Source organism: Bordetella genomosp. 13 (assembly GCF_007679965.1).
In the GTDB taxonomy this organism is placed as follows: Bacteria; Pseudomonadota; Gammaproteobacteria; order Burkholderiales; family Burkholderiaceae_B; genus Bordetella.
Genome location: NZ_VEHL01000012.1, coordinates 73,134 through 98,294 on the forward strand (window position 1 = coordinate 73,134; position 25,161 = coordinate 98,294).

The 25,161-nt window shown below is 70.3% G+C and carries 23 protein-coding genes; 12 read left to right on the plus strand and 11 right to left on the minus strand.

From position 1 onward, the window contains the following. The first annotated feature begins 48 nt into the window (after positions 1–48). On the plus strand, positions 49–879 hold the full coding sequence (locus tag FS845_RS24305; protein ID WP_409929334.1) for an enoyl-CoA hydratase/isomerase family protein: 831 nt from the start codon (positions 49–51) through the stop codon (positions 877–879). A 90-nt stretch (positions 880–969) separates the two neighbouring features. Here FS845_RS24305 and FS845_RS24310 read toward each other — a convergent pair whose 3' ends face one another. Further along, entirely contained in the window at positions 970–1,779 is an 810-nt protein-coding gene (locus FS845_RS24310) for an IclR family transcriptional regulator (protein WP_144640463.1), read from the minus strand. Between the two features lie 113 nt (positions 1,780–1,892). On the opposite strand from FS845_RS24310, the gene FS845_RS24315 reads away from it, so the two are divergent. Together FS845_RS24315 and FS845_RS24320 are read left to right on the plus strand one after the other, a co-directional pair. Continuing rightward, positions 1,893–3,071, plus strand: a complete 1,179-nt coding sequence (locus tag FS845_RS24315) for a thiolase family protein (protein WP_260986433.1) — start codon at positions 1,893–1,895, stop codon at positions 3,069–3,071. Between the two features lie 13 nt (positions 3,072–3,084). After that, positions 3,085–3,480: a Zn-ribbon domain-containing OB-fold protein gene (locus FS845_RS24320; protein ID WP_186332408.1), complete on the plus strand. Its 396-nt coding sequence runs from the start codon at positions 3,085–3,087 to the stop codon at positions 3,478–3,480. 109 nt (positions 3,481–3,589) lie between these two features. Here FS845_RS24320 and FS845_RS24325 read toward each other — a convergent pair whose 3' ends face one another. The 8 genes from FS845_RS24325 to FS845_RS24360 are packed head-to-tail and all read right to left on the minus strand — an operon-like array spanning position 3,590 to position 12,768. Beyond that, positions 3,590–4,960 carry an MmgE/PrpD family protein gene (locus FS845_RS24325; protein ID WP_144640468.1) on the minus strand — a complete coding sequence of 457 codons (1,371 nt, stop codon included), beginning with the start codon at positions 4,958–4,960 and terminating at the stop codon, positions 3,590–3,592. Continuing rightward, complete coding sequence (locus FS845_RS24330; protein ID WP_144640471.1) at positions 4,953–6,104, minus strand: PrpF domain-containing protein; 1,152 nt, start codon at positions 6,102–6,104, stop codon at positions 4,953–4,955. Before FS845_RS24330 ends, FS845_RS24325 begins: the two co-directional genes overlap by 8 nt. Beyond that, positions 6,101–7,297: an iron-containing alcohol dehydrogenase gene (locus tag FS845_RS24335; protein WP_144640474.1), complete on the minus strand. Its 1,197-nt coding sequence runs from the start codon at positions 7,295–7,297 to the stop codon at positions 6,101–6,103. The genes FS845_RS24330 and FS845_RS24335 overlap by 4 nt, the downstream gene beginning before the upstream one ends. Positions 7,298–7,311: 14 nt before the next feature. Next, the gene (locus FS845_RS24340; protein WP_144640477.1) at positions 7,312–8,496 is read right to left on the minus strand and encodes an acyl-CoA dehydrogenase family protein; all 1,185 of its coding nucleotides are present in this window, start codon (positions 8,494–8,496) and stop codon (positions 7,312–7,314) included. A 24-nt stretch (positions 8,497–8,520) separates the two neighbouring features. Beyond that, positions 8,521–9,297, minus strand: coding sequence for an enoyl-CoA hydratase/isomerase family protein (locus FS845_RS24345; RefSeq protein WP_144640480.1), 777 nt, complete (start codon positions 9,295–9,297; stop codon positions 8,521–8,523). A 33-nt stretch (positions 9,298–9,330) separates the two neighbouring features. After that, positions 9,331–10,536: a CaiB/BaiF CoA transferase family protein gene (locus tag FS845_RS24350; protein ID WP_144640483.1), complete on the minus strand. Its 1,206-nt coding sequence runs from the start codon at positions 10,534–10,536 to the stop codon at positions 9,331–9,333. Beyond that, positions 10,533–11,777: a CaiB/BaiF CoA transferase family protein gene (locus FS845_RS24355; RefSeq protein ID WP_144640487.1), complete on the minus strand. Its 1,245-nt coding sequence runs from the start codon at positions 11,775–11,777 to the stop codon at positions 10,533–10,535. Before FS845_RS24355 ends, FS845_RS24350 begins: the two co-directional genes overlap by 4 nt. A 16-nt stretch (positions 11,778–11,793) precedes the next feature. Beyond that, positions 11,794–12,768, minus strand: coding sequence for a Bug family tripartite tricarboxylate transporter substrate binding protein (locus FS845_RS24360; protein ID WP_186332409.1), 975 nt, complete (start codon positions 12,766–12,768; stop codon positions 11,794–11,796). Between the two features lie 358 nt (positions 12,769–13,126). Between FS845_RS24360 and FS845_RS24365 the strand changes: the two genes are divergently transcribed. The 6 genes from FS845_RS24365 to FS845_RS24390 all read left to right on the plus strand — a co-directional run bounded on the left by FS845_RS24365 (position 13,127) and on the right by FS845_RS24390 (position 19,794). Continuing rightward, complete coding sequence (locus FS845_RS24365) at positions 13,127–13,777, plus strand: DsbA family oxidoreductase (protein WP_144640493.1); 651 nt, start codon at positions 13,127–13,129, stop codon at positions 13,775–13,777. Positions 13,778–13,965: 188 nt separating this feature from the next. Continuing rightward, a complete protein-coding gene (locus tag FS845_RS24370) occupies positions 13,966–14,643 on the plus strand; it encodes a YitT family protein (RefSeq protein ID WP_144640496.1) in 678 nt (225 codons plus the stop codon). A 180-nt stretch (positions 14,644–14,823) separates the two neighbouring features. Beyond that, complete coding sequence (locus tag FS845_RS24375) at positions 14,824–15,759, plus strand: LysR family transcriptional regulator (RefSeq protein ID WP_144640499.1); 936 nt, start codon at positions 14,824–14,826, stop codon at positions 15,757–15,759. Positions 15,760–15,887: 128 nt separating this feature from the next. Next, positions 15,888–16,856: a Bug family tripartite tricarboxylate transporter substrate binding protein gene (locus FS845_RS24380; RefSeq protein WP_144640502.1), complete on the plus strand. Its 969-nt coding sequence runs from the start codon at positions 15,888–15,890 to the stop codon at positions 16,854–16,856. A gap of 6 nt (positions 16,857–16,862) precedes the next feature. After that, on the plus strand, positions 16,863–18,278 hold the full coding sequence (locus FS845_RS24385) for a D-amino acid dehydrogenase (RefSeq protein WP_144640504.1): 1,416 nt from the start codon (positions 16,863–16,865) through the stop codon (positions 18,276–18,278). A 52-nt stretch (positions 18,279–18,330) separates the two neighbouring features. Continuing rightward, positions 18,331–19,794 carry an N-acyl-D-amino-acid deacylase family protein gene (locus FS845_RS24390; RefSeq protein ID WP_144640508.1) on the plus strand — a complete coding sequence of 488 codons (1,464 nt, stop codon included), beginning with the start codon at positions 18,331–18,333 and terminating at the stop codon, positions 19,792–19,794. 88 nt (positions 19,795–19,882) lie between these two features. Here FS845_RS24390 and FS845_RS24395 read toward each other — a convergent pair whose 3' ends face one another. Continuing rightward, positions 19,883–20,212 carry a hypothetical protein gene (locus tag FS845_RS24395; RefSeq protein ID WP_144640511.1) on the minus strand — a complete coding sequence of 110 codons (330 nt, stop codon included), beginning with the start codon at positions 20,210–20,212 and terminating at the stop codon, positions 19,883–19,885. 127 nt (positions 20,213–20,339) lie between these two features. After that, positions 20,340–21,461, minus strand: a complete 1,122-nt coding sequence (locus tag FS845_RS24400) for a LacI family DNA-binding transcriptional regulator (protein ID WP_144640514.1) — start codon at positions 21,459–21,461, stop codon at positions 20,340–20,342. A 119-nt stretch (positions 21,462–21,580) separates the two neighbouring features. Between FS845_RS24400 and FS845_RS24405 the strand changes: the two genes are divergently transcribed. Genes FS845_RS24405 through FS845_RS24415 form a run of 3 tightly spaced genes read left to right on the plus strand, consistent with a single transcriptional unit; the run spans position 21,581 to position 25,156 of the window. Then, positions 21,581–22,555: a Bug family tripartite tricarboxylate transporter substrate binding protein gene (locus FS845_RS24405; RefSeq protein ID WP_144640516.1), complete on the plus strand. Its 975-nt coding sequence runs from the start codon at positions 21,581–21,583 to the stop codon at positions 22,553–22,555. 13 nt (positions 22,556–22,568) lie between these two features. Further along, positions 22,569–23,375, plus strand: a complete 807-nt coding sequence (locus FS845_RS24410) for an HpcH/HpaI aldolase family protein (RefSeq protein WP_144640519.1) — start codon at positions 22,569–22,571, stop codon at positions 23,373–23,375. A 17-nt stretch (positions 23,376–23,392) separates the two neighbouring features. Further along, a complete protein-coding gene (locus FS845_RS24415) occupies positions 23,393–25,156 on the plus strand; it encodes a dihydroxy-acid dehydratase (protein WP_144640522.1) in 1,764 nt (587 codons plus the stop codon). The last annotated feature ends 5 nt before the right edge of the window (positions 25,157–25,161 follow it).

Below are 25,161 nucleotides of genomic sequence, written 5' to 3' on the forward strand. Positions count from 1 at the left end.
ATGGGCTTGAACGTTGGAACACGCGCGCACGCGCAGGAGCCTTGCCCGATGACCGCCTCTTCCGAAATGCCTGCCGCGTCGACGTCCGCGGGCTATGGCAACCTGCTGTTCACGTGCGGCCAGGGCGTCGCCACTCTGGTGTTGAACCGGCCGCACCGCCGCAACGCGCTGGACCAGGTGCTGCGCGACGAGCTGGCCGAGGCGGTCACCCGCGTGCGCCGGGACCGCGACATCAAGGTGCTGGTGCTGAAGGGGGCGGGCGGCGCGTTCTGCGCCGGCGGCGACATCGAGAGCATGCAGCGCCAGGCCGATGCCGAGCAGGCGCGTGACCGCATGGTGGCGCTGCACGGCGTCATCCACGACCTGTTGACGCTGGACCGTCCGGTCATCGCCGCGGTCGACGGGGCGGCCTACGGGGCGGGCCTGGGACTGGCCCTGACGGCGGACCTGATACTGGCGTCGCCGCGCGCGCAGTTCTGCCTGTCGTTCCTGCGCCTGGGCGCGGTGCCGGACAGCGGCGTGTTCTATACCCTGCCGCGCATCGTGGGCGTGCAGCGCGCCAAGGCGCTGGCCTTTTCCACCCGGCCGTTCGGCGCAGAAGAGGCGCGCGACCTGGGCATCGTGATGGAGATCGTGCCGACGGAGCGCCTGGACGACCGGGCCGACCGGATGGCCCGCGCGCTGGCGGGCCTGCCCACGGCCGTGCTGGGCATGACCAAGCGGGCGTTCGACGCCTCGCTCGATAGTGGCCTGCCGGCCATGCTTGAAATGGAGGCCGCGGCCCAGGGCGTGGCCCGGTCGACGGCGTATCACCAGGAGGCGGTGCGGCGCTTCCTGGACAAGCAGCCGCCGGCGTTCCAGTGGCCGGCCGCGGAGTGAGTCCCGCCGGCGTGGCGCGTCCCTGATGCGTTTCCTGGCGCGGCGCCCGCGGACGGGACGGAGCCCCGCAAGCGGGGACGCCCGCCGCGCCTACGCATGCTCTTCCCGATCATCCGTCCGCAACCTCGCCTCGATCTCCCGCGCCGCTTCGGTCAGCACCGCCAGCTTTTCCCGCAGGTGATGTCCCGACAGCCGCTTCTTCAGCGCCGAGATGCTCAGCCCGCCCACGGGCGCGCCATGCGGCCCGAATAGCGGCACGGCCATGGCGCGGATCTCCTGCACCTCCAGCACTTCGTTGATGAAGTAGCCCTTGGTGCGCACGTGCTCGACGCGTTCCCACATCTTCTTCACGCTGAAGGTGGGATAGTCGCGCGCCAGGCGCTTGCTGTTGGCCTGGTAGATGCGTTCGATCTCTTCGTCCTGCAGGCCGCTCAGCAAGGCCACGGCGCCGCCGCCGATGTTCAGCGGGCGGTGCCGGCCCACGTCCAGCACGAAGGCCTTGATGGGATAGGCGCCTTCCGCGCGCCCCGCACAGACGCCGTCGAAGCCCGAGCGGATGGTGAGGAACACGGTGTCGCCGGTGGCGCTGGCGATGCGCTCCAGGTACGGGTGGCAGACGTCGCGCAGGTCGAACGACATGGCGGCGGCCAGGCCCATCTCGTAGGCCAGCGAACCCAGGTGGTATTTCTTCGACTTCTCGTCCTGCCGGATGATGCGCTCGGTGACCAGCGCCTGCAGGATGCGGTGCGTGGTGGGGCGCGTCAGGCCGGAGGCCTGGTACAGCTCGACCAGGCGCAGCCCCTTGCGATTGTCCGCGGTGATGAGCTTGAGCAGCGCCGCGCAGCGGTGGACCATCTGCGTGCCGGTGCGGCCTTCATCGATGTCGGGATCGGTCTTCATTGAATCTCATTATGTGGACGAAATTGGTCGAGTCTGCCGCCGCGATCCGCAGATAATGGCAGAAATCGACATTGCCTCGGCAAGAATAGTCCACATTAAGGGAGACCGCTCAGGTGACAGCTGCTACTTTGGACACCGACACGTCCCAGATATCCGCGGTGGTCGGCATCGGCCACACGGACTGGGTGGAAGATTACCGGCGGGTGCGCAACGGCGAGAAGCCGCACGATTCGTACGGCTACGCGGCGCTGGCCTTCAAGCGCGCGCTGGAAGACGCGGGCCTGACGCGAGACGACGTCGACGGCCTGATCGTGGGGCCCACGACGGCCTACGAACGCATGGGCGAGATCCTGAACATCGACCCGCGCTGGGGCGGCCAGGCCGACGCGGTGCAGGCCGTGTTCCAGGCCGTCATGGCCATCAAGTCCGGCATGGCCGAGGTGGTGGCGCTGGTGTATGGCAACGACCAGCGATCGGCCGCGGTGCAGTACGGCGGGCCCGAGGCCATGGGCGGCGGCTCGTTCCTGTCGTACGTCTATCACAGCCCCTGGGGCCTTACCTCGCAGGGCGCCCTGTATGCGCTGATGTTCCAGCGCTACAAGGAACTGCACGGCGCCACCGACCGCGACCTGGGCCAGGTGGCCGTGGGCCAGCGGCAGTGGGCCAGCCTGAATCCCAATGCCATCATGCAGGACAAACCGCTCGGCATGGAGGACTACCTGGCGGTGAAGTACATCGCCGAGCCGCTGCGCATGAACGACTACTGCCTGATCAACGACGGCGGCGTGGCGCTCATCATCATGGAGGCCAGCCGCGCGCGGCGCCTGTCGGACAAGGCGGTGATGATCCACGGCCTGGGCCGCAGCGACCTGAACCGCAACGCCACCAGCCTGGGCCCGCGCCTGGTCGACTTCTACCTGCCCGCGCAACAGGGCGCGGCCGAGCAGGTCTACGCCGCCGCCGGCCTGGGCCCCAAGGACATCAGCGCGCTGATGGTGTACGACAGCTTCAGCCCGCACATCCTGTTCGCGCTGGAGGGCTTCGGCTATTGCCGCCCCGGCGAGGCGGGGCGCTTCATCGCCGAGAACGGCATCGGCGTGGGTGGCAAGCTGCCGGTGAACACGCACGGCGGCCATTTGTCCGAGTCGTACATGCAGGGCTGGAGCCACCAGATCGAGGCGGTGCGCCAGGCGCGCGGCGGGCTGGGCAAGCGGCAGGTGCCCGATTGCCGTTTCGTGCAATACGTATCGGACGTCGCCGGCAAGGCCATGTCCATCATCTACGGACGTTGAGGAGGGCATGACCATGAGCAAGACGCCCCGCCTGTATTCCCCTTACGACGCGCCCATGTGGGAGAGCATCGCCGAAGGCAACATGAAGCTGCAGCGTTGCACCGAGTCCGGCGCGTTCCGCTATCCGCCCGGCCCGATGTGCCCGGTCAGCCTCGGCATGGACTATGAATGGGTGCCGGTCAGCGGCAAGGCGAAGATCGTGTCGTGGACGATCTTCCATCGCCAGTACCTGCCCGCCTATCCCGCGCCCCACCTGGTGGTGGCCGTGCAGCTGGAGGAAGGTCCGATCATGGTGTCGTACATGGACCATGCCGAGCTGGACGGACTGAAGCTGGACGCGCCGGTGCGCATGCTCTATGCGGACCATCCCGACGGCTACAAGGTGCCGAAGTTCACACTGGATCGTTGAGATGGAAAGGGGCATGTCCGCATGCCCCGATCGAACGCCGGGATACCGGCGTCGAGGCCCGACCGGCCAGGTTCGTGGCCGGTCGCGGGCATCGGGACGGCTTCCGGCCTCAGCCCAGCCTGGGCAGCCGCGCCATCAGGCGCTGGATGGGCGCGTCGTCCAAGGTCAGCGCCGCATCGAAGAACGCATCGCCATCGCCGTCGGCGCCCGCGTAGTCCAGGCAATCCCGCCACTTCTCATGCAGTTCGTCGTCGCTGAGCGGAGATGCCGCGGACCCGCGCAACTGGCGGATCTCCTTGTGCAGCACCGTGCCGTCGGCCAGGGTGACGGCCAACGTGTTCCAGCGCGGCGTCTGCGGCCCGTCGTCTTCCGAGCACGTGATCCTCGGCATCAGGGCCTGCGCGGCCGGACGGCGCACCGCCTCGTCGGTGAAGCTGGACAGGCGCACGTGGCCGTCCAGCAGCGCGGTGGCCATGGCGTACTGCATGCTGAACTTGCCTTCCAGGCCGGTTTGCGGACGGTCGTGGATCAGCGGCACCATGGCGCGGCGGTTCGAGCGCACGTGCACCGCCGTGATCGCATCCGCGACAAGCCCATGCTCGGCGCGCAGGGCCAGCATGCCGTCCAGCGAGCGGTGCGCGGCATAGCACATGGGGTACTTCTTGATGTCGATGCCGCTTGACGTCAGTTCCAGTTCGTCATCGCCCAGGCCCTGCAAGGCCTGCATCAGGTCTTCGCCGCTGCCGTACAGCGTGGCGAAGCCCTCGGCGCCGTCCAGCGCGTCGGGCGCGCCATCCACGCCCAGCTCCGCCAGCAGCGCGGCGCGCACGGCCGACGCGCCGCAATGTCCCGCCTGGAACGACTTGGCCATGGTGCCGAAGTTGATGCGCGAGCCCGAGGCCTGCGCCACGGCCAGGCCGATGGCGTTGACGGTCTGCGCTTGCGGCAGGCCCAGCAGGTGGCAGCAGGCCGCTGCCGCGCCGATGCCCCCCAGCGTCGTCGTGGCATGCCAGCCGCGCGCGTAGTGGTCCTGCACCATGGCGCGCGCCAGGCGCACCATGACCTCGAAGCCGACGGCATAGGCGCTGGCCAGCCGCCGGCCGTCCAGCCCGCGCGCCTCGGCCAGCGCCACCAGCGGCGGCAGCAGCGCGATGCTGGGGTGGCCGCGCAAGGGGCTGTTGACGTCGTCGAAGTCCAGCACGTGGCCCGCCACGCCGTTGTACAGCGCGGCTTCCTCGACAGGCATGGGCGCGCGCTGGCCCCAGGCGGTGGCGCGCGCGTCATGGCCGCCGCGTGCCGTGGCATGGCGGTAGAACAGGCGCGAGGCGGGCTCGGCATGGCCGGCCAGCGCAACGCCGACGGTGTCGATCAGCGCGCGGCCGACCTGGCGCCGCTGCGCGGCGTCCAGTGAATGAGGATCGAACCGGCAGGCATAGGCGGCAATGCGCCGCGAAACGGTGGGATCGGAGGAATCAGGCATGCGCGCTCCGTTGCGGGGTTCTGGGATAGAGCTCGCCGCGCGCGATGAGACGCGCGGTGCGCTGGATGGTGGCGGCGGTGATGGCGGGCATGGCGCCTCCCTGCGCGGCGGCGGCGTCGACGTGGATGGTGCCGCTGGGATGACCCAGGCGCAGCACGCCGGCCTGGCCCTCGCGCAGATGGCGCGCGGCCAGGGTGCCGGGGATGCGGCACGCCATGCCGACGGCCGCCGAGACCGTGGCCGCCAGCGCCTTGCTGGTGGCCGAGGTGGAATACTGCCGGCAGACCAGGTCCACGTCGCCGGCCGCGATGCGTGCGCCGTTGGTGTAGGCGCGGTACTCGCGCGGCGACTGCACGGCCACCAGCATCGGGGTGGACGGCGCGGCGCGGCTGCGCCAGTAATCCTCCAGGCCGACCTGGATGGCCACGGTCTCGCGGATGCGCTGCATCAGGGCCGTCAGCTCGGCGTTGCCGTCGATCTCGTCGGGCGTCTCGATGCCGCTCATGCCCAGGTCGTCCGCGTGCACCAGCACGATCAGGTTCGGCCCGTCCACCACCGACACGTCCAGCGGGCCGTAGCCCGGCACGTCGATGCGGTTGATGGCCGCGCCCAGCGGCAGCAGCGCGCCGGTGATCGCGCCCGTGGCCCGATGGAAGTCGAGGTCGATGGCGGCGCCCGTGCCGGGCACGCCGCCGATGGCCAGCGGGCCGTCTTCCTGCACGGCGCCGTCGCACAGGGGCACGGTGGCCACGATGATCCGGCCGGTGTTGACGTTGTGGATGCGGACCGTGGCGTGCTCGCCCTGCGCGGCGACGTAGCCCTCGTGCACCGCGTAGGCCGCGGCGCCGGCCGTCAGGTTGCCGCAGTTCAGATTGAAGTCCACTTCGGCGTGGCGGATGCCGACCTGGCCGAACAGGTAGTCGATGTCCGCGTCGGGCACCGTGGGCGGCCCCATGATGCAGGCCTTGCTGGTCAGCTTGTCGCCGCCGCCCATGCCGTCGATCTGGCGGGCGTCCGGGCTGCCGAAGATCTCCAGCAGCAGCGTGGCCAGTTCGGCGCGGTCTGTGGGCAGGCGGTCGGCGGGCATGAACACGCCCTTGCTGGTGCCGCCGCGCAGCAGCGTGAAGGGGATGGCGGGTCTCATGGCTCGGTGGCCTCCGACAGGATGGCGTGCAGGCGCTCGCGGTGCCGCGCGAGTTCGCGCGCGCGATCGGCGTTGAAGTTGTACAGGGAGGCTTCCAGCGCGTGCTCGCAGTCGGCGCGGGACACGCCGTCCAGCGTGCGGGGCAGGGCCATCGCGTCGAACCGGTCCCGCGCCGCCGTGGCCACGCGTTGCGGCATGGCGGCATCCTGCGCGGACAGGCCCAGGGCCAGGCCGATCTGCGCGACGGCCTCGGGGCACAGGTCCGCGAAGTGACGGATGGCGGGCGCGGTGAGCACGGCATGCGTCGTGCCCTGGTCCAGGTGCGGCACGCGGTTGAACAGCGCGGCACCCAGCGCGTAGACGGCGCGCGCGATCCAGTGCGCGTCGAAGGGCCGGCCGCCGTCGTCCTCGTCGCGGTTCTGCAGCAGCGCGGCGGCGCACATGTCCAGGCGTGCCTGGCCGTCGCGGGCATCGCCCATGCGTGGCAGGGCCGCGTCGGACAACGTGTAGGCATGCAGGCGCGAGGCCTGCACCAGGGGATTGGCCTGGCGCAGCGCGCCGGCGTTCATCAGCGCGCGCCAATACACGCCCAGGCCGGTGGACAGCGCCAGCGAGGGCGGAGCGGTCAGCAGCGCGTCGGTGTCCCAGAAGATGGCCGCGGGCCGCGTTCTGGGATCGAAGAATTCCAGCCGGGCGCCGCCGTCGGCGCGGCGCAGGGCCGCGCCGCCGCGGTTCTGCGCCGAGGTCGCGGCGGTCAGCACGTTGATGATGGGGGGCTTGGGGCGCGATAGCCGCGGGCTGTGGGGCGGCTGGCCGTCCACGTAGCGGGTGGCCAGGTCCTGCAGCGGCCGGTTCTCGCCCAGCGCGATGGCGACCACGCGGGCCGCCTTCAGCACACTGCCCGCGCCCACGGCGATCAGCAGGTCCGCGCCCTGCGACCGGGCATCCTGCGCCGCGGCCTCCACGTCCTCCAGCGGCGCGTCCTTGCGCAAGGCAGTGTAGGCACCGGCGTAGCGCTCGTCCAGCAGGGCGCGGATGCGGTCCAGCAGGGGCGTGCGCGTGGCGACGCTGTGGCCGCACAGCACGAAGGCGCGCCTGGCATCCAGGCGCGCCGCCTCGCGCGGCAGCATGTCCAGGGCATCGTCGCCGGCATGCAGCCGGACGGCGGGCGACAGCGAGGCAAACCGTTCCATCGCCGCCTCCGGGCTCAGCCGGGCAGGCCGTGGCGCAGCAGCTCGCGCGCCACCACCCAGCGGTGCACCTCGCTGGGGCCTTCGACGATGCGCATCACGCGGCACATGCGCGAGATGTATTCCAGCGGCAGTTCCTTCGACACGCCCATGCCGCCGAACAGCTGCATCGCGCGGTCGACCACGCGGGCGATCATCTCGGTGCCCTGCACCTTCACCATCGATCCGTCCAGGCGCACGTCGCCGCGGCCCTGGTCCATCTTCCAGGCCATCTGGTAGACCATCAGGCGCACCATCTCGAGTTCCTGGTACGAGTCCGAGATCCACCACTGCACGGCCTGGCGGTCGGCCAGCGGCGCACCGAAGGTGTGGCGCGTGTTGGCCTGCTCGATCATCATCTTCAGGCAGCGCGTGGCCAGGCCCAGGCAGCGAGAGGCGATCTCCAGCCGGCGCACGCCCAGGCGCTGCGACAGCGGTCCGAACCCCGCGCCCACTTCGCCCAGGACCTGGCTGTCGTCCAGTTCCACGTTGTCCAGCACCACCTCGTAGGGATGGTATTCGCCGATCATGGGGAACGAGGTCGGGATGCTCAGGCCCGGCGTGCCCTGGTCGACCAGGAAGGCCGTGTAGGCGGCGCGCTTGTCGGCCTTGGGATCGGTGACCGCCATCACGATCATGAAGTCGGCGCGGCGCGCGCCGCTGATCCACAGCTTGGTGCCGTTCAGCACCCACTTGCCGTTCCTGCGCTCGGCGCGCGTCTTGATCGCGGCGGCGTCCGAGCCCGCGCCGGGCTCGGACAGGGCCAGGCAGCTCTTCTTCTCGCCGCGGGAATAGGGCAGCAGGTAGCGGTCGACCTGCTCGCCCTTGCACAACTCCTTCAGCATGAACAGGTTGGGGCTTTCCGGCGGCAGCACGAAGGGCACGATGCTGTGCTTGAGTTGCTCGACGACCAGGCACTTGGTCAGCATGCCCATGTCCTGCCCGCCGAATTCCTCGGGCACGTCGATGCCCCACAGGCCGATCTCGCGGGCCTTGGCCTGCAGCGTCGCCTCCAGTTCGGGCGGGATGAGCGGCGCGTCGGTGTAGCCGCGCTCGGCCTCGCGGCGGATGATGGTGGGCTCGTGCGGGATCAGCTCGCCGGTGGTGAAGCGCGCCACGGTGTCGCGCACCATGCGCGACTCTTCGGGTAGTTCGAAATCCATGTTTTTCTCCTGGCGGGGCGGCTTCTAGCGCCCCTTGTAGACGGGCGGACGCTTTTCCTGGAAGGCGCGCCGGCCCTCGATGCGGTCTTCGGTGTCGCGCAGCAGGCCGAACACGTAGCGCTCGCCGTCCAGCGCGGCGGGCAGGGGCATGTCGCGCCCCGCGTACACCAGCCGCTTGATGGCGCGCACCGACAATGGCGCGTTCTGCGCGATGCGGCGCGCGATCTCCAGCGCGGCGGGCAGCAGCTCGGCGTGCGGCACCACCTTGCTGACCAGGCCGATGCGCAGCGCCTCTTCGGCGTCCATGCGGTCGCCGGTCAGCAGCATCAGCATGGCATCGGACGCGCCGACGGCGCGCGGCAGGCGCTGCGTGCCGCCCGCGCCCGGGATGCTGCCGATGCGCACTTCGGACAGCGCGAACACCGCGTTGGCCGAGGCGATGCGGATGTCGCAGGCCAGCGCGATCTCCATGCCGCCGCCCATCGCATAGCCGTTCACGGCGCAGATCAGCGGCTTGTCGGTGTCCAGGCCCGCCAGCAGGTGGTCGGACTCGGGACGGCCGAACGTCAGCTCGGCGAAGCTCTCCTTGGGGGGCATGGTCTTCTTCAGGTCGGAGCCCGTGCAGAAGGCCTTCTCGCCCGCGCCCGTCAGCACTGCCACGCGGATGTCGTCGTCTTCGTCGATGCGCCGCCACGCGGCCTTCAGCTCCGCGCGCATGTCGGGGTCGATGCTGTTCATCGCCTCGGGGCGGTTCAGCGTCAGGGTGGCGACGTGGTCGGCCACCGTAAAGTCCAGGGGCATGATGTTCTCCTCGGTTTCGATGCGCGGCGCGGCCTAGGACAGCACGCCGTCCGCGCGCAGGTCGGCGATGGCCGCGTCGTCCAGGCCCAGCAGCTCGCGGCAGACCTCGTCGGTGTGCTGTCCCAGCAGCGGTGCGGGCGCGGTCGGCTGGAAATGCGCGCCGGAAAAGCGGTAGGGCGAGGCGTTGTAGGTGCTCGGCCCCATTTCGGGATGGTCCAGCGTGACCCAGTGGCCGCGGTAGTCCAGTTGCGCGTCGCGCATCACATCGCGGGCGTCGTGCACCGGGCCCGCGGGCACGCCGGCTTCCTGCAGCATCCTGGCCAGGGCCATGGCGTCATGCATGGCCGTGCGGCGGCCGATCTCGGCGTCCATGGCGTCCCGGTCCCGCAGGCGGCCCTCGATGCCGTTCCATTCGACGCGCAATGGCAGGTCCAGCGCGCGCGCCAGCGCCAGCCATTGCGCGTCGCTGCACACTTCGATGGTGATCCAGCGGTCGTCGCCCGCGCAGGGATAGACGCCGCTGGGCGCATGGCCGGGCCGCGCGTTGCCGTGGCGGCCGTCGGCGACGCCGTTCACCAGGTAGTTCATCAGGCTGGGGCCCGTCATCGCCAGCGTGGATTCCATCTGGGCCAGGTCGATGAACTGCCCCTGGCCCGTGCGGCGCTGGTGCCGCAGCGCGGCCAGGATGGCGAAGGCCCCGTGGCCCGGATTCGGGATGTGGTCGGGATAGTTGGTGCCCGTGCCCGCGGGCTGGCGGTCCGGCAGGCCGGTCATGTGCTGCAGCCCCGTCAGCGCCGCGATGGTCAGGCCGTAGCCCAGGTCGTCCTTCAGCGGCCCGGACGCGCCCTGCATGGACATGGCGGCCACCACCAGCCGCGGCGACAGCGCGCGCAGCGTGGCGTCGTCCAGGCCCAGCTTGGCCATCACGCCGGGCGTGAAGTTGTTGGTGATCAGGTCGGCGTCCGCGATCAGCCGCTTGACCAGCTCCAGGCCGCGCGGCGTCTTCAGGTTCAGCGTGATGCTGCGCTTGCTGGAGTTGCGGTCGGCGAAATAGCCGCTGCGGTTCACGCCGGGCTTGCCGTCCTTGAACGGCTTGGTGACGCGCAGCGTGTCCAGCCGCGCGGCGCTTTCGATCTTGATGACGTCCGCGCCCAGGTCGGCCAGGATCTTGGTGGTGTAGGAGCCCGCGCCGATCCATGAGAAGTCGATCACGCGCACGCCTGCCAGCAGTCTTCTCATCGCACCGCTCCCTGCTCCATCATCGTCCGTCGTTCCGCCTCGCCATAGCCCGCCCAGGCCAGGATCTGTGCGGTGTGCTCGCCCGGGCTGGGCGCGCGCCGGCGCAGCCGCCACGGCGTCTCCGACAGCAGGTAGGGCGCGCCGGGCATGCGCAGCGCGGTGCCCTGCGCGTCGGTGGTGCCGACGAAGTAGTTGCGATGGGCGCGCTGCGGATCGTCCACGATGCCGCGGGCGTCGTGGATCGGCGCCAGCGGGATGCGGCGCGCGCGGCATTGGGCGTGCAGCGTCTGCCGGTCGTTGGCGCGCGCAAAGGGATCGAAGACCTCGCCGAAGATGCGCTTGGCTTCGTCGGTGGCCAGGAAGGCCTGGTCGGTCCAGCGGGGTTCGGTGAACTGCCGTGCGCCTTCCACCCCTTCGGCGATCAGCCACTCGGTGGTCGTGCTCCAGAAGCGGTTGCTGCCCACGCCGCCCGCCATCAGGTAGATGTAGCCGTCCGCGCATTCGAAGACGCCGGTGCCGGCCAGGCGCTGCGTGCCCGCGTTGCGCTTGCGGATCGTGCCTTCCAGGTCATGGAACTGCACCGCGTTCTCCATGCCCATCACCACGCATTCCTGCATGGAGACGTCGACGTGCTGTCCCGTGCCGCAGGCTTCGGCGTCGAACACCGCCGCCAGCGAGGCCACGGCCGCGAACAGGTTGGCGGCGCCCACGGCCTGCTCGCTGCAGGCCACCATGGGCGCCGTGTCCGGATAGCCTGCCAGGTACAGCATGCCGCCCATGCCCATGGCGTTCAGGTCGGTGGCCATCCAATGGGCATAGGGGCCCGATTGGCCGAACGGCGTGATGCTGGTCACCGTGATCGCGGGGTTGGCCGCGGCCAGCTGCGCGTGATCCAGGCCGCGGTGTGCCTGCGTGCCGGGCGGCTCGCTCTCGATGACCAGCGCCGACCGCTCGGCCAGCCGGCGGAACACCTGCTGGCCCGCTGCAGTGTCCAGGTCCAGCACGATGCATTCCTTGTTGGTGTTCTGGTATTGGAAAGTCAGGCTGGCATCGGGATCGTCGCGGTTCGCGACGCGCGGTTCGACGTGCCGGGTCGGCGCGCCGGCCGGCGGCTCGACCAGGATGACGCGGGCGCCCAGGTCGGCGAACAGCTTGCCGCAGTAGTTGCCCAGCGGGCCCGCCACGTCGAGCACGGTGATGCCGGCCAGTGCCGTGGGGTCTGGCGTTGGAGTCATATGCATGGATAGGTTGGAAGGCTTACTGCACCTGGTAGATGCCAGCCTGTTTGGCGACGTCGCGCCACTTCACGAGGTTGCTCTCGACGTTCTTGCTCATCGCGTCGGGCGAGCCGGCGACCACGCCATAGCCCAGCCGCTCCAGCTGGCCCTGGCGCTTGTGCAGCGACTTGACGATGGCGGCGTTGAGCTTGGCGACCACCTTGGGATCGGCCTTGGCGGGCATGTTGAAGCCGTACCAGGTGTCGGAGTCATAGCCTTTCAGGCCGATCTCGGAGAACGTGGGCACGTCGGGCAACTGCTTGTTGCGCTGCGGGCTGCCGATGGCCAGGATGCGCAGCGAGCCCTTGTCCGCCAGTTCCTTGGCCGAGGCCGACTGCACGAACATCATGTCGATGTGGCCGCCCAGCATGTCGGTCATGGCCGGGCCGCCGCCGCGATAGGGCACGTGCGTGATCTTCACGCCGGCCATCGCCTTCATCAGCTCGCCCGCCATGTGCTGCGAGCTGCCCACGCCTGCCGAGCCGTAGCTGAGCTTCTCGGGGTTGCTCTTGGCGTAGTCGATCACTTCCTGAGCCGTCTTGAACGGCGAGTCGGTGCGGACCGCCAGCACCAGCGGCGCCGTCACGGCGATGGACAGGGGCGTGAAGTCCTTGACCGGGTCGTAGTTCAGCTTCTTGTAGATGGACGGATTCACCGACAGGATGCCGTCGGTCGTCAGCATCAGGGTGTAGCCGTTGCCGGGCTGGCGTTTTACGTAGTCGGCGGCGATCGTGCCGCCCGCGCCGGCGTGGTTCTCGACCACCACGGGCTGCTTGAGCTCAGCCGCCACGTCCTGGCCCACCAGGCGCGCAAGCGCGTCGGTGCTGGCGCCGGCCGCGTAGGGCACGATCATCTTGATGGGCTCGGAAGGAAAGTTGTCGGCCGCCGAGGCCTGCAGGGCAAACGCCACGCCGGCCACGCCGAGCAGGAATTTGAATGATGTCGTGGAGGGCACGGATGTCTCCTGGTTGTTATGGGAATGGTCGTGCCGGCACATGCGCCGGGCCTGTCCGCTTCGACGTAGCGTTTGCAAGCCAGGAAATGATAGGAATGCAGGCACCCCCCGGCAATGCGAAAACGCCCACAATGTGAACTCAATGCGCGGCTTCGCGAGATTTTCTCCGGGAATCGGCAACTGCGCGGATGCCGGGCGGCAATGGCGTCCAGATACTGAGACGCGATGGTTGCCCGGCCCGATGGGACATCGAGGCCGTGGCGGCGACGTCGGCGCCGGTGCCCCTGGCCGGCCCAGGGGAATTGCGAAGCGGCGGCCCGCTTTGCTCTACGCTAACCGCCTGTCCCCGGAGATTGCCATGCCCAAGATCACCATCGATTTCGTGTCCGACGTTGCCTGTCCCTGGTGCGCGGTAGGCCTGGGCGGCCTGCTGGCGGCCATCGACCGCGTGGGCGACGACGCTGAGGTCGAACTGCGCTTCCAGCCGTTCGAACTCAATCCCGACATGCCGCTGGGCGGGCAGAACACCGTCGAGCGCCTGATGGCCAAGTACGGCTACACCCGCGAACAGGTGCAGGCCAATCGCCAGGTGATCACCGAGCGCGCGGCGGCGGTCGGCATGCGCATGCGCATGACCGAGGACAACCGCTCGTTCAATACCTTCGATGCGCATCGCCTGCTGCATTGGGCGGGGGAGCAGGGGCAGTCTGCGCAGACGGCGCTGAAGAAGCGCCTGCTGGAGGTCTATCACTACGACAACCAGGACACGGCGGATGCCGACGTGCTGGCACGCGCGGCGGCCGATGCCGGGCTGGACGAGGCCCAGGCGCGCGAGGTGCTGGCGTCCGGCCGCTATGCCGACGAGGTGCGACGGGACGAAGAACTGTGGCGCGACCGAGGCATCTCGTCGGTGCCGTCGGTGATCCTCAACGGCAAATACCTGGTGTCGGGCGGCCAGCCGCCCGAGGCCTTCGAACAGGCGCTGCGCCAGGTCGCGCGGGAAGGATAGGGCCAGACTGCTGCGCGTCGCATGGCGCGATGCGCGTCCCGTCTGGACATCAGCGACTTCAGGGTGGCCCGAACCTGTCTTAAAATGCGTCCGCATCACAGGCAGTATTGCTTCCCGCCGCATGGCGCCGAGCCACAAGCACCGGCCTGCCGCACGGCTTCGTTCCCAGATTACCCAGAAGGGAAAGTATGGTTTCCGTCAGCCGCCGCCATTCGCCGGCGCATCCGGGCGCGCACGCCAGCGCCCTATCTTCCGCGGCCGGCTCGCCCGAGCGCGCACTTGCCCACAACGCCTGGGATGACGCCTACGGGCTGTTCATCGGCGTGCTCTTCGCAGCCATGGGCATCAGCCTTCTGGCCAAGGGCGGCCTCATCGCAGGCGGCATCGCGGGCATGGCGCTGCTTGCATCGAACCTCACGGGCTGGGCGCCGGCGCCGCTGGTGCCGTTGATCAACGTTCCGTTCATCCTGTTCGCCTTCTGCGCGATGGGCCGGTTCTTCGGCCTGAAGAGCCTGCTGGTCAGCGCGGCCATCGGCCTGGGCGTCGGCGTGATCTCGCAATCGCTGGACGTCGCCAGCGTGCCCGGCGGCTTCGCGGCCATCGCGGGCGGCACCATCCTGGGCATGGGCATCCTGTGCCTGGCGCGGCACAACGCGTCGATGGGCGGCACCGGGGCGCTGACGCTGTGGATCCAGCGCCGCTATGCCTTCAATGCCGGCCTGACCCAACTGGGCTTCGACCTGGCGCTGTTCGCCCTCGCGGCGGCCTACCTGCCGCTGGCCAAGATACTGTGGTCGGTGCTGGGCACGGTCGCCATGAACGCCATGCTGATCGCCTGGCACAAGCCGGGGCGGTATCGGGGGTAGGGCCTCCCTCCGCCCCTTGCGTGTCCGGCCGGAAGTCGTACCTCCGAGCAGCGGCGGTCTGCATGCGTGCCAACCAAGGGCCTGTGGCGCGGAGCTTCGACGCAGGCACAGGCGGCATCGCGGGACTGAGGACGGGCCACGGATATACTGGCGCGACGTTTTCCGCTACCCGACCCGCCCATGCGCCTGCGCCATCTGGAGATCTTTCACGCGGTGATGCGCACCGGCTCGGTCAGCGGCGCCGCCACCCTGCTCAACCTGTCGCAGTCGGCCGCCAGCAAGGCGCTGGCCCAGGCCGAGCACGCGCTGGGCCTCACGCTGTTCCAGCGCGTGCAGGGCCGGCTGGTGCACACGCGCGAAGCCGAGCAGCTGTATGGCCAGACCACGCTGCTGTTCGCCCAGGCCGAGAACGTGCAGCGGCTGGCACGCAACCTGAAGCGCAATCCCGAAGGCCATCTGCGCATTGGCTGCCTGCCCAGCTTCGGCCTGAGCGTCATTCCGGGCGCGGTGAAGGCCTTCCGGCGCGACCACGCCCGCATGCCGATCGAAGTGCTGACCGGCAACGGCGACGAGCTGGTCGATGGGCTGTTGGCGCGGGAGCTGGACGTGGTGGTCTGCTTCGACATGCCGCTGCGCCCCGCGCTGGCGCGCCTGCCGCTGGGCCGCATCCGCGTGATGCACGTGTCGCCGGACGACGAGGCGGATGCCGGGCGAGCCTCTCCAGGCCGGACCTCTCCAGGCCGGACCTCTCCAGGCCGGACCGATCCCGTCGACCTGCAGACCCTGGACGCGTCGCAATGGATCGGCCTGGGCGGCAGCGACCCCGTGGCGCAACTGATCCGCGACACGTGGGACCGCCTGCAACTGCCCGAGTCGGAACCGGTGCTGGAGACGCGCACGTATTACGTGGCGGCCGCGCTGGCCCGGCAGGGCCTGGGTTTCGCGCTGGTCGACGAGCTGACGGCGCGCGCCATGGGACAGGGCCTGCGGATGCGGCCGCTGACGCCGCCCGTGGCGGTGGAGGCGGTAGCCTTCCACGTGGCGTCGGACGTGCGCTCCATCGCGCTGGACGCGTTCATCGACGTCCTGCGCGGCTGCTTCTCGCATACAGGGTAATCGCGGGGTAGTCGAAAACGACTACCCCCCCGTGCCTTTTTCCCTGGCCGCACGCCGCGCACAATTCGATACTGCCTTCTGGGCGCCATCTTTCACGCGCGCCACGACGACATATCAAGGGAATGAACATGCGTAAATCGACAGCGCTGCGTTGTCTCTTCGCTCTCGGCCTGGCGATGGCCGGAACCGCGGCCCATGCCGAATGGCCCGACCGGCCCGTGCGCATCATCGTGCCGTCGGCCGCGGGCGGCAGCCCCGACATCATGTCGCGGCTGCTGGGCAAGGCGCTGGGCGAGCGCCTGGGCCAGGCGGTGGTGATCGAGAACCGGCCCGGCGCGGGTGGCAACATCGGCATGCAGACGGTGATGAACGCCGCACCCGACGGCTACACCATCGGCTACGGCAACAACGCCACGCTGGCTACCAACGAATTTCTCTTCAGCACGCTGCCGTACGATCCGCAGAAACTCGTGCCCGTGATCAAGCTGGCCTCCACGGCCAGCCTGGTGGTGGTCAACGAAAGCTCGCCCGTGAAAAGCGTGCAGGAGCTGATCGCGTTCGCTAAGAAGAAGCCGGACGGCGTGGTGTTCGGCTCGGGCGGCACGGGCACCACCAGCCACCTGGGCGCCGAGCTGTTCAAGACGATGACGGGCATCCAGGGCATGCACGTGCCCTACAAGGGCGCGCCGCAGGCCATCAACGACCTGCTGGGCGGCCGTTTCGACTTCATGTTCGACAACATCGCGTCCGTCGGCCCCAACGTGGGCGGCGGGCGCCTGCGCGCCATCGCCGTCACGTCCAGCACGCGCTCGCCGCTGTTCCCGGACGTGCCCACGCTGGACGAGGCCGGCGTGAAGGGATTCCAGATGGAGGCCTGGGGCGCGGTGGTGGCGCCGCCCGGCACGCCGGACGCCGTCGTCACGCGCCTGAATGCCGAACTGAACGCGGTGCTGAAGGACGAGCAGGTGCGCAAGCAGCTGGCGCAGCTGGCCTTCGTGCCCTTGGGCGGCACGGCGGCCGACCTGCGCGCGCTGATGGCGTCGGAACGCGACAAATGGGGCAAGGTGGTGCGCGAAAGCGGCGCGAAGGTGGATTGAACAGGTATGAGCGAGATCGAAGACTCGGCGGCCGGCGTGGCCAGCGGCGGCAGCAACGCGGCGGCGGATGTGCCGGCGGATGCGGCGGCCAGTGCGGCGGCTAGTGCGGCGTCAGGGCCGGCGACTGGCCCCGCGGCTGCCGGCCCTGACGCCTATTGGCAGGCCGGCAACGGCAGCGACGCACGCGGCGCTGTCCGCGGCGCCGCGCGCCACGTCACCATCATCGGCGCCGGCATCGTCGGCCTGGCCTCGGCGGCCGCGCTGGCGCGCGCGGGCCGCCCGGTCACCGTGCTGGATGCCGCGTCGGGGCCCGGCCTGGAAACCAGCCTGGGCAACGGCTGCCAGCTGTCGTACGGCTACGTGGCGCCGCTGGCGCAGCCCGGCGTGCTGGCCGAGCTGCCTTCGCTGCTGTTCTCCAAGGGCGCGCCGCTGAAGCTGGTGCCGCGCTGGAATCCCGCGCAATGGCGCTGGCTGCTGTCTTTCCTGAACGCGTGCCGCGCGGACCGGGCCCGTGACGGCTCGCTGGCCCTGCTGGCGCTGGGCCGCCTCAGCCAGCAGGAAACCGACCTGTGGATGCAGGGTTCGGACGCGCAGGCGCTGAGCTTCGCGCGCAGCGGCAAGCTGGTGGTCGTGCCGACCGAGGGCGCGATGGCCAAGGCCGCGGCCCAGATGCAGTTGCAGGCGTCGGTGGGGCCGGCGCAGCAGGCGCTGGGCGTGGACGAGTGCCTGCGCCGCGAGCCCGCGCTGGAACGCTTCCGCCCGCGCATGGCCGGCGCCATCTACACCCCTACGGAATGCGCCGTCGACAGCGCGGCGCTGTGCGCCGACCTGCGCACGCGCCTGGAGCAGCGCGGCGTGCGCTTCGAGTTCGGCGTGAGCGTGCAGGGCTTTCGCCGCCATGCAGGCGGCCGCGTCACGCACCTGGAGACGTCGGGAGGGGCGCGGGAAGTCGAGGACGTGGTGCTGGCCACCGGTCCGCACAGCGCGGCCATGGCGCGCAAGCTGGGCTTCTCGGTGCCGGTGTATCCCCTGAAGGGCTACAGCATCACGGTCCCGATCCGCGATCCGGACGGCGTGCCGCGCGCCAGCGTGACCGACGCGGCCCGCAAGGTCGTGTATGCCCGCATCGGCCAACGCCTGCGCGCCGCGGGCGTGATCGAGATCCGCGGCTACGACCGGCGCGTGGACGCCGCGCGCATCGACGAACTGGTCGCGCACACGCGCGAAGCCTTCGGCGACGCGGTGGACGCGCAGGCCGTGACGCCCTGGATGGGCCTGCGGCCCGCCACGCCCACGTCGGTGCCCATCATCGGCAGGTCGCCTGTGGATAACGTTTATCTCAACATGGGACAGGGCGCGCTGGGGCTGACCCTGGCGTTCGGCTCGGCCAGCCGGCTGGCCGATGCGATGGCGGCCGACTGACGCGCCCGCGAGCCCGCGGCCCCGAAGCACCCTATCGACAAGGGAAACAAACATGCGCGCACCCGAAAAATACGACCTGCTGATCGTTGGCGGCACCGTCATCGACGGCACCCGCAAGCCCCGCTTCGACGCGGACGTGGGCGTGAAGGACGGCCGCATCGTGGCGGTCGGCGACCTGTCCGGCCACGAGGCGGACATCACCATTCCGGCGCACGGCAGGATCGTCGCGCCGGGCTTCATCGATTCGCATACGCACGACGACCAGGCGCTGCTGACCCAGCCCGACATGCCTTTCAAGGTGTCGCAGGGCGTCACCACCGTGGTCACCGGCAACTGCGGCATCAGCCTGGCGCCGCTGCGCGCCGGCGCCGCGCTGCCGTCGCCGCTGAACCTGCTGGAAGCCGACGGCGGCGAGCGCTTTGCCACGTTCCGCGCCTATGTGGACGCGCTGCGCGCGCGGCCCGCGGCGGTCAACGTGGTCCCCATGGTGGGCCACACGACCCTGCGTGTGATGGCCATGGACGACCTGGGCCGCGCGGCCACCGGATCGGAAGTGCAGGCCATGCAGGCGCTGCTGCAGGAGGCGCTGGAGGCCGGCGCGGCGGGCATGTCCACGGGCACCTACTATCCGCCCGCCGCGGCGGCGACGACGCAGGAGGTGGTCGAGGTGTCGCGTCCGCTGGCCGCGCGCCAGGCGCTATATGTGACCCACATGCGCAACGAAGCCGACCGTTGCATGGAGTCGCTGGAAGAGACCTTCTCCATCGGCCAGCAAGTGGACACGCCCGTGCTGGTGTCGCACCACAAGCTGATGCGCGCCGCCAACTTCGGCAAGTCGGTGCAGACCCTGCAGCGCATCGAGCAGGCCATGCGCTGCCAGTGCGTCAGCCTGGACTGTTATCCGTACACCGCCAGTTCGACCATGCTGCACATGGACGAAGAGCGGCTGCAGGGCAGGGTGGTGATCGCGTCCAGCGGCGCGCATCCCGACGCGCAGGGCCGCGACCTGCAGGACATCGCCGACGAATGGGGCGTGTCGCGCGTCGAGGCCTCGCGCCGCCTGCAGCCCGCCAGCGCCATCTACTACAGCATGGACGAGCAGGACGTGCAGCGCATCCTGGCGTTCGAGCCCACGATGATCGGTTCCGACGGCATTCCGTCGGGCGACAGGCCGCATCCACGGCTGTGGGGCACGTTCCCGCGCGTGCTGGGCCGCTACAGCCGCGACATCGGGCTGTTCCCGCTGGAGACCGCCGTGTGGAAGATGACCGGCCTGACGGCCGGCGTGTTCGGGCTGGAAGGGCGCGGCGTGATCGCCGAAGGGCACCATGCCGACATCACGATCTTCGATGCCGAGACGGTGCACGACACGGCCGACTACGACAATCCCATGCAGCCGGCGCGCGGCATCGAGGCGGTGGTGGTGAACGGCGCGGTGGCTTACCGCAACGGCGAGCACCTGCATACGCGCACCGGCGCGGTGCTGGCCCGCACGCCGGGCGCGGCGGGGCGCTGAACGCGCGTGGCCGGCGCGCTATAGCGATGCGACGGCATGCCCGGCATGCATCGCGGGCAGGGCCGGCGCCGGGCTGTTCCCGCCGGCGTCAAGGCCCTTGCACGTGCCGTATCCAAAGCGGCGCCAGCCAGCCCAGCAATCCGCCGATCACCGCCGTCATGCCGGCGGCGGCCAGGCTGCCGGACAGCCAGCCGCCCAGCAGTCCGCCCGCGATGGCGCCGCACGCGGTCTGGTAGAGCGCGGCACGGCGGAACGCCCTGGGTTCGAACTCGGGGGCCGCGATCAGGCCCAGCAGCAGGCCCAGCACCGCCGCCGCCACGCCCGGCACCATCTTGCCGCCGCCGGTCAGCAGGCCGATCACGCCGAACAGCACCGCGCCGCCCAGCGCGCACAGCAACGAGATCTTCAGAGCTTTCATGCGGACTCGGTCGGATGGGAGAGGACCGCAACCTTATCATTGCCAGAGCCATCGTCGCCGGCGGCCTGGACGCGGCACGGTGCGCAGGCATTGCACGCGGCCGCCCCTGCGTCCCGCGCCGGGGCCTTCATCCCGCCGCCACGCGGCTGCTGTCGCGCACCACCAGCTCGCAGTCGACGCGATGCACGCCGGGCGGCAGGTGCGCCGCGGCAGGTGCCTGCATGGCGGCCAGCAGCGCCGCCGCGGCCTGGCGGCCGATTTCATAGGGCCGGGTGCGCACCGTGGTCAGGCCGGGCTCGACGAGCCCGGCCAGCGGCACGTCGCCGAAGCCCGCCACCGCGCAGTCGCGCGGCAATGACAGGCCCATCGCCCGCGCGCGCAGGAGCGCGCCGATGGCCAGGTGGTCGTGCGCGAAGACGATGGCCTGCGGCCGGTCCGCGGGCGATTCCTGCGCCAGCCGCGCGATGTGGGCGATGCCGGCGGCATAGTCCTCGGTGTCGTCCACATAGGCGACATCGGGCGTGAGACCCGCGTGCCGCATGGCCTGGACGTAGCCCTGCGCCCGGCGCCCCGCGCGCGTGTCGCGCGAGGCGCCGCCCAGCGCGAAGCGGATGCGGCGCGCGCCCTGTTGCAGGAAGTGCTCGGCCAGCATGCGGCCGACCTCGTGCTGCGCGAAGCCCACCTGGTGGTAGGGGCGGTCTTCCAGAATCTCCCAGGCCTCGACGATGGGCACGCGCAGCGTCCGCAGCAGGACCTCGATGGCGGGATCGTGGTCGCCGCGCGTCAGCACCAGGCCGCTGGGATGCCAGCCCACGAAGGCGCGAATGGCGCGCGCCTCGTTCTCCATCGAGTACTCGCTGTTGGCCAGCAGCAGCTGAAGGTTCTGCTGGTCCAGCGTGTCGCTCATGCCGCGCACCATCTGCGCGAAGGTGGGGCTGCTGACGTTCTGCATGACCGCGCCCACCGGTCCGCCCTGCGTGGAAGCCAGGCGGCGCGCCACCTGGCTGGGCATGTAGCCGGTTTCGGCGACGACCGCGCCGATGCGCTCGCGCAGCTTCTCCGACACCTTGTGCGGCGCGTTGAAGTAGCGCGAGGCCGTGACGGACGACACGCCGGCCAGGGCGGCCACGTCGTGAATGGTGTAGTGGCCCAGCTTGGGCCGCACGCGCGTGCGCGCGGGCGCCGCGTCGTCGTCCGCCTGTGCCGCCGTGCCGGATGCGGCCCGCGGGGGCCGAATAGAGGTTGCCATGGGCGCCACTATACCCCTGCCAACAGGAATGACACCGGTTCCATTTCGGAAATGAAACCGGTATCATCGATCCCAGACCGCCTCATCCATACCACCCAGCGGCAATCCTGGAGACACGCATGACCCTGACCCGCCTGTGCGGCCGCCTGTTCGCCGTCGCGGCCCTGGCCGCCGTTCCCCTGGCCCACGCGGCCGGCTATCCCGACAAGCCCATCACGCTGGTGGTGCCGCAGCCCCCCGGCGGCGCGGCCGATGCCGTGGCCCGCCCATTCGCGCAGGCGCTGTCCGAGCGCCTGGGCCAGCCCGTCATCGTGGAGAACCGGCCCGGCGCCAACGGCAACATCGCCGCCGCGTCCGTGGTGCAGAAGCCGGCCGACGGCTACACCATCTTCTACGGGTCGGTCAGCACGCTGGCGGTCAATCCCCACCTGTACAAATCGACGGGCTTCGATCCGTTCAAGGACTACCAGCCGCTGACGCTGACCAACCAGACGCCCAACGTGCTGGTGGTGGGCGCGCAGACGCCTTACCGCACGGTCGCCGACGTGGTCAAGGCCGCGCGCGCCAGGCCGGGAGAGCTGGCCTTCGGCTCGGCCGGCAACGGCAACACCATGCACCTGACGGGCCTGCAGTTCCAGGCCAGCACCGGCACGCAGATGGTGCACGTACCCTACAAGGGCGGCCCGGCCGCGCTGACCGACGTGATGGGCGGCCAGATCCCCATGATGTTCCACAACCTGTCGGCGGTGCTGGCCACGGCCAAGGCGGGCAAGGTGCGCATTCTGGCGGTGGCGGACGAGAAGCGTTCGCCGCTGGCGCCCGACGTGCCCACCATGGCCGAGGCGGGCGCGCCGGGCACCGTGCAGGTGGCCTGGAGCGGCATGCTGGTGCGGCGCGGCACGCCCGACGACATCGTGCAGAAGCTGCACAAGGAAATGGTGGCCATCCTGGCCACGCCCGCCTTCCGCAAGCCGCAGGAAGAGCAGGGCAGCGAGATCCTCTCGTCCACGCCCGAGGAATTCGCCGCGCGCCTGAAGGCCGACTACGCCCGCATGGGCGAGGTCATCAAGGCCGGCAACGTGCACATCGACTGAAGCGAGCTTTCCCATGCCCACCCCCAATCTTTTCAAGCGCGCCCTCCAGGCGCGCCAGGCGCAGATCGGCCTGTGGTCGACGCTGCCGTTTCCCATGGTGTCCGAGCTGATCGCCGGCGCCGGCTTCGACTGGCTGCTGATCGACACCGAGCACACGCCCAGCGATCCCATCGTGGTGCAGCAGTTGCTGCAGGCGGTGGCCGCCGAGCACGAGCGCCCGTCGTCGGCCGTGGTGCGTCCCGCCTGGAACGACACGGTGCTGATCAAGCGCCACCTGGACGTGGGCGCGCAGTCGCTGCTGCTGCCCTTCGTGCAGAACCGCGACGAGGCCGAGGCCGCCGTGGCCGCCACGCGCTATCCGCCGCGCGGCGTGCGCGGCATGGGCGGTTCGATGCGCGCCTCGCGCTTCGGCCGCGACGCGGCCTACGTGCAGGAAGCCGAGCGCGAACTGTGCGTGCTGGTGCAGATCGAGACCATGGAGGCGCTGGAGCAGCTGGAACAGATCGCGTCGGTGGACGGCATCGACGGGGTGTTCATCGGCCCGGCGGACCTGTCCGCCAGCCTGGGCGTGGCGGGCCAGCTGCAGCATCCCAAGGTGCGCGCCGCCACCGACGACGCCATCCGGCGTATCCTGGCCTGCGGCAAGGCGCCGGGCATCCTGATGCTGGACGAGCCGCGCGCACGCGAATGCCTGGACCAGGGCGCGCTGTTCGTGGCGGTGGCCACCGACCAGGTGCTGCTGCGCAAGGCCTGCGACGACACCGCGGCGCGCTTCGCCGCCCGCGCCTCCGGCCAGCCGGCCGCGCCCGCCACGTACTGACAACGCAGGAAGACAGCATGGCAGAGACCCCCGCGCGCAAGACGCCCGAGACCTTGCGCAGCCACCGCTGGTTCGCCAGCGACGACATCCGCGGCTTCGCGCACCGCCAGCGCATGCAGCAGCAGGGCCTGAACCGCGAAGAGTTCATGGGCCGGCCCGTGATCGCGCTGATCAACACGTGGAGCGACCTGTCGCCCTGCCATGCGCACCTGCGCGAGCGGGCCGAGGCGGTCAAGCGCGGCGTGCTGCAGGCGGGCGGCTATCCGCTGGAACTGCCGGCGCTCAGCCTGGGCGAGGTCATGGTCAAGCCCACGACCATGCTGTACCGCAACCTGCTGTCGCTGGAATGCGAAGAGCTGCTGCGCAGCCTGCCCATCGACGGCGCGGTGCTGATGGGCGGCTGCGACAAGACGCCGCCCGCCATGGTGATGGGCGCGCTGTCCATGGACATCCCGGTGATCTTCATGCCGGCGGGCGCCATGCTGAACGACCGCTACCAGGGCCAGGCCGTGGGCGCGGGCACGCACACCAAGAAGTTCTTCGCCGAGTACACCATCGGCGCCATCGATCGCGCCGAATGGGTGCGGATGGAGTCGCGCATGACGCGCAGCGTCGGCACCTGCAACACCATGGGCACCGCCAGCACCATGACGGCCATCGTCGAGGCGCTGGGCCTGTCGTTGCCGGGGGCCATGGCCATCCCCGCGGTCGACGCGGCGCATACGCGCATGGCGTGGCAATGCGGCCGCCGCGTGGTCGACATGGTCTGGGAAGATTTGAAGCCCTCGCGCATCTGCACGGCCGCGGCCTTTCGCAACGCCGTGGTGGCGTACGTGGCGCTGGGCGGCTCCACCAACGCGGCGGTGCATCTGCCCGCGATGGCGGGGCGCGCGGGCATCGCGCTGTCCATCGACGAGATCGACGCCATCGCGCGCGACGTGCCGGTCATCGCCAACCTGTATCCGTCGGGCACGCGCCTGATGGAAGACTTCTTCTATGCCGGCGGCCTGCCCGCCGTGCTGCGCAAGGTCGCCGCCCACCTGGACCTGTCGGCGCTGACCTGTACCGGCGCCTCGCTGGGCGACAACCTGGCGGCCTGGCCGGATACGCCCGACGACGGCACCATCCTGGACGTGGCCGCGCCGCTGAAGCAGGGCGGCGAAGCGTGCCCGGAGGCCGGCCTGGCCATGGCGGTGGTGCGCGGCAACCTGGCGCCGGACGGCGCGGTGATCAAGCCCTCGGCCGCCAGCCCGCACCTGCTGCGTCACACCGGCCCGGCGCTGGTGTTCGATTCCAACGCGGACATGTTCGCGGCCATGGCCGATCCCGACCTGGACGTGGACGAGAACACCGTGCTGGTGCTGCGCAACGGCGGCCCCATCGGCGGCCCGGGCATGCCCGAATGGGGCAACCTGCCCATCCCGAAGAAGCTGCTGCAGCAGGGCGTGCGCGACATGCTGCGCATCTCCGACTCGCGCATGAGCGGCACGCACTACGGCACCTGCGTGCTGCACGTATCGCCGGAGTCCGCGGTGGGCGGTCCGCTGGCGCTGCTGCGCACGGGCGACCTGGTGCGGCTGGACATCGGCGCGCGCAGCCTGGACATGCTGGTGTCCGAGGACGAACTGGCCCGGCGCCGCGAGGCCTGGACGCCGCCGCCGCGGCCGCACACGCGCGGCTTCACGCGCATGTATCAGAACGAGGTCACGCAGGCACACCTGGGCTGCGATTTCCACAGCCTGGCCGGCAACGACCCCACGCCTGAACCGCCCATCTACTGAACCGA

Excerpts from the sequence above, each read along its gene's own strand:
- FS845_RS24330 (WP_144640471.1), bottom strand. The coding sequence starts at position 6,104 with ATGAGACCCGCCATCCCCTTCACGCTGCTGCGCGGCGGCACCAGCAAG.
- FS845_RS24390 (WP_144640508.1), top strand. The coding sequence starts at position 18,331 with ATGCGCGCACCCGAAAAATACGACCTGCTGATCGTTGGCGGCACCGTC.
- FS845_RS24370 (WP_144640496.1), top strand. The coding sequence starts at position 13,966 with ATGGTTTCCGTCAGCCGCCGCCATTCGCCGGCGCATCCGGGCGCGCAC.
- FS845_RS24305 (WP_409929334.1), top strand. The coding sequence starts at position 49 with ATGACCGCCTCTTCCGAAATGCCTGCCGCGTCGACGTCCGCGGGCTAT.
- FS845_RS24325 (WP_144640468.1), bottom strand. The coding sequence starts at position 4,960 with ATGCCTGATTCCTCCGATCCCACCGTTTCGCGGCGCATTGCCGCCTAT.
- FS845_RS24335 (WP_144640474.1), bottom strand. The coding sequence starts at position 7,297 with ATGGAACGGTTTGCCTCGCTGTCGCCCGCCGTCCGGCTGCATGCCGGC.
- FS845_RS24385 (WP_144640504.1), top strand. The coding sequence starts at position 16,863 with ATGAGCGAGATCGAAGACTCGGCGGCCGGCGTGGCCAGCGGCGGCAGC.
- FS845_RS24340 (WP_144640477.1), bottom strand. The coding sequence starts at position 8,496 with ATGGATTTCGAACTACCCGAAGAGTCGCGCATGGTGCGCGACACCGTG.
- FS845_RS24415 (WP_144640522.1), top strand. The coding sequence starts at position 23,393 with ATGGCAGAGACCCCCGCGCGCAAGACGCCCGAGACCTTGCGCAGCCAC.
- FS845_RS24405 (WP_144640516.1), top strand. The coding sequence starts at position 21,581 with ATGACCCTGACCCGCCTGTGCGGCCGCCTGTTCGCCGTCGCGGCCCTG.
- FS845_RS24365 (WP_144640493.1), top strand. The coding sequence starts at position 13,127 with ATGCCCAAGATCACCATCGATTTCGTGTCCGACGTTGCCTGTCCCTGG.
- FS845_RS24350 (WP_144640483.1), bottom strand. The coding sequence starts at position 10,536 with ATGAGAAGACTGCTGGCAGGCGTGCGCGTGATCGACTTCTCATGGATC.
- FS845_RS24310 (WP_144640463.1), bottom strand. The coding sequence starts at position 1,779 with ATGAAGACCGATCCCGACATCGATGAAGGCCGCACCGGCACGCAGATG.
- FS845_RS24355 (WP_144640487.1), bottom strand. The coding sequence starts at position 11,777 with ATGCATATGACTCCAACGCCAGACCCCACGGCACTGGCCGGCATCACC.
- FS845_RS24410 (WP_144640519.1), top strand. The coding sequence starts at position 22,569 with ATGCCCACCCCCAATCTTTTCAAGCGCGCCCTCCAGGCGCGCCAGGCG.
- FS845_RS24345 (WP_144640480.1), bottom strand. The coding sequence starts at position 9,297 with ATGCCCCTGGACTTTACGGTGGCCGACCACGTCGCCACCCTGACGCTG.
- FS845_RS24400 (WP_144640514.1), bottom strand. The coding sequence starts at position 21,461 with ATGGCAACCTCTATTCGGCCCCCGCGGGCCGCATCCGGCACGGCGGCA.
- FS845_RS24380 (WP_144640502.1), top strand. The coding sequence starts at position 15,888 with ATGCGTAAATCGACAGCGCTGCGTTGTCTCTTCGCTCTCGGCCTGGCG.
- FS845_RS24320 (WP_186332408.1), top strand. The coding sequence starts at position 3,085 with ATGAGCAAGACGCCCCGCCTGTATTCCCCTTACGACGCGCCCATGTGG.
- FS845_RS24395 (WP_144640511.1), bottom strand. The coding sequence starts at position 20,212 with ATGAAAGCTCTGAAGATCTCGTTGCTGTGCGCGCTGGGCGGCGCGGTG.
- FS845_RS24375 (WP_144640499.1), top strand. The coding sequence starts at position 14,824 with ATGCGCCTGCGCCATCTGGAGATCTTTCACGCGGTGATGCGCACCGGC.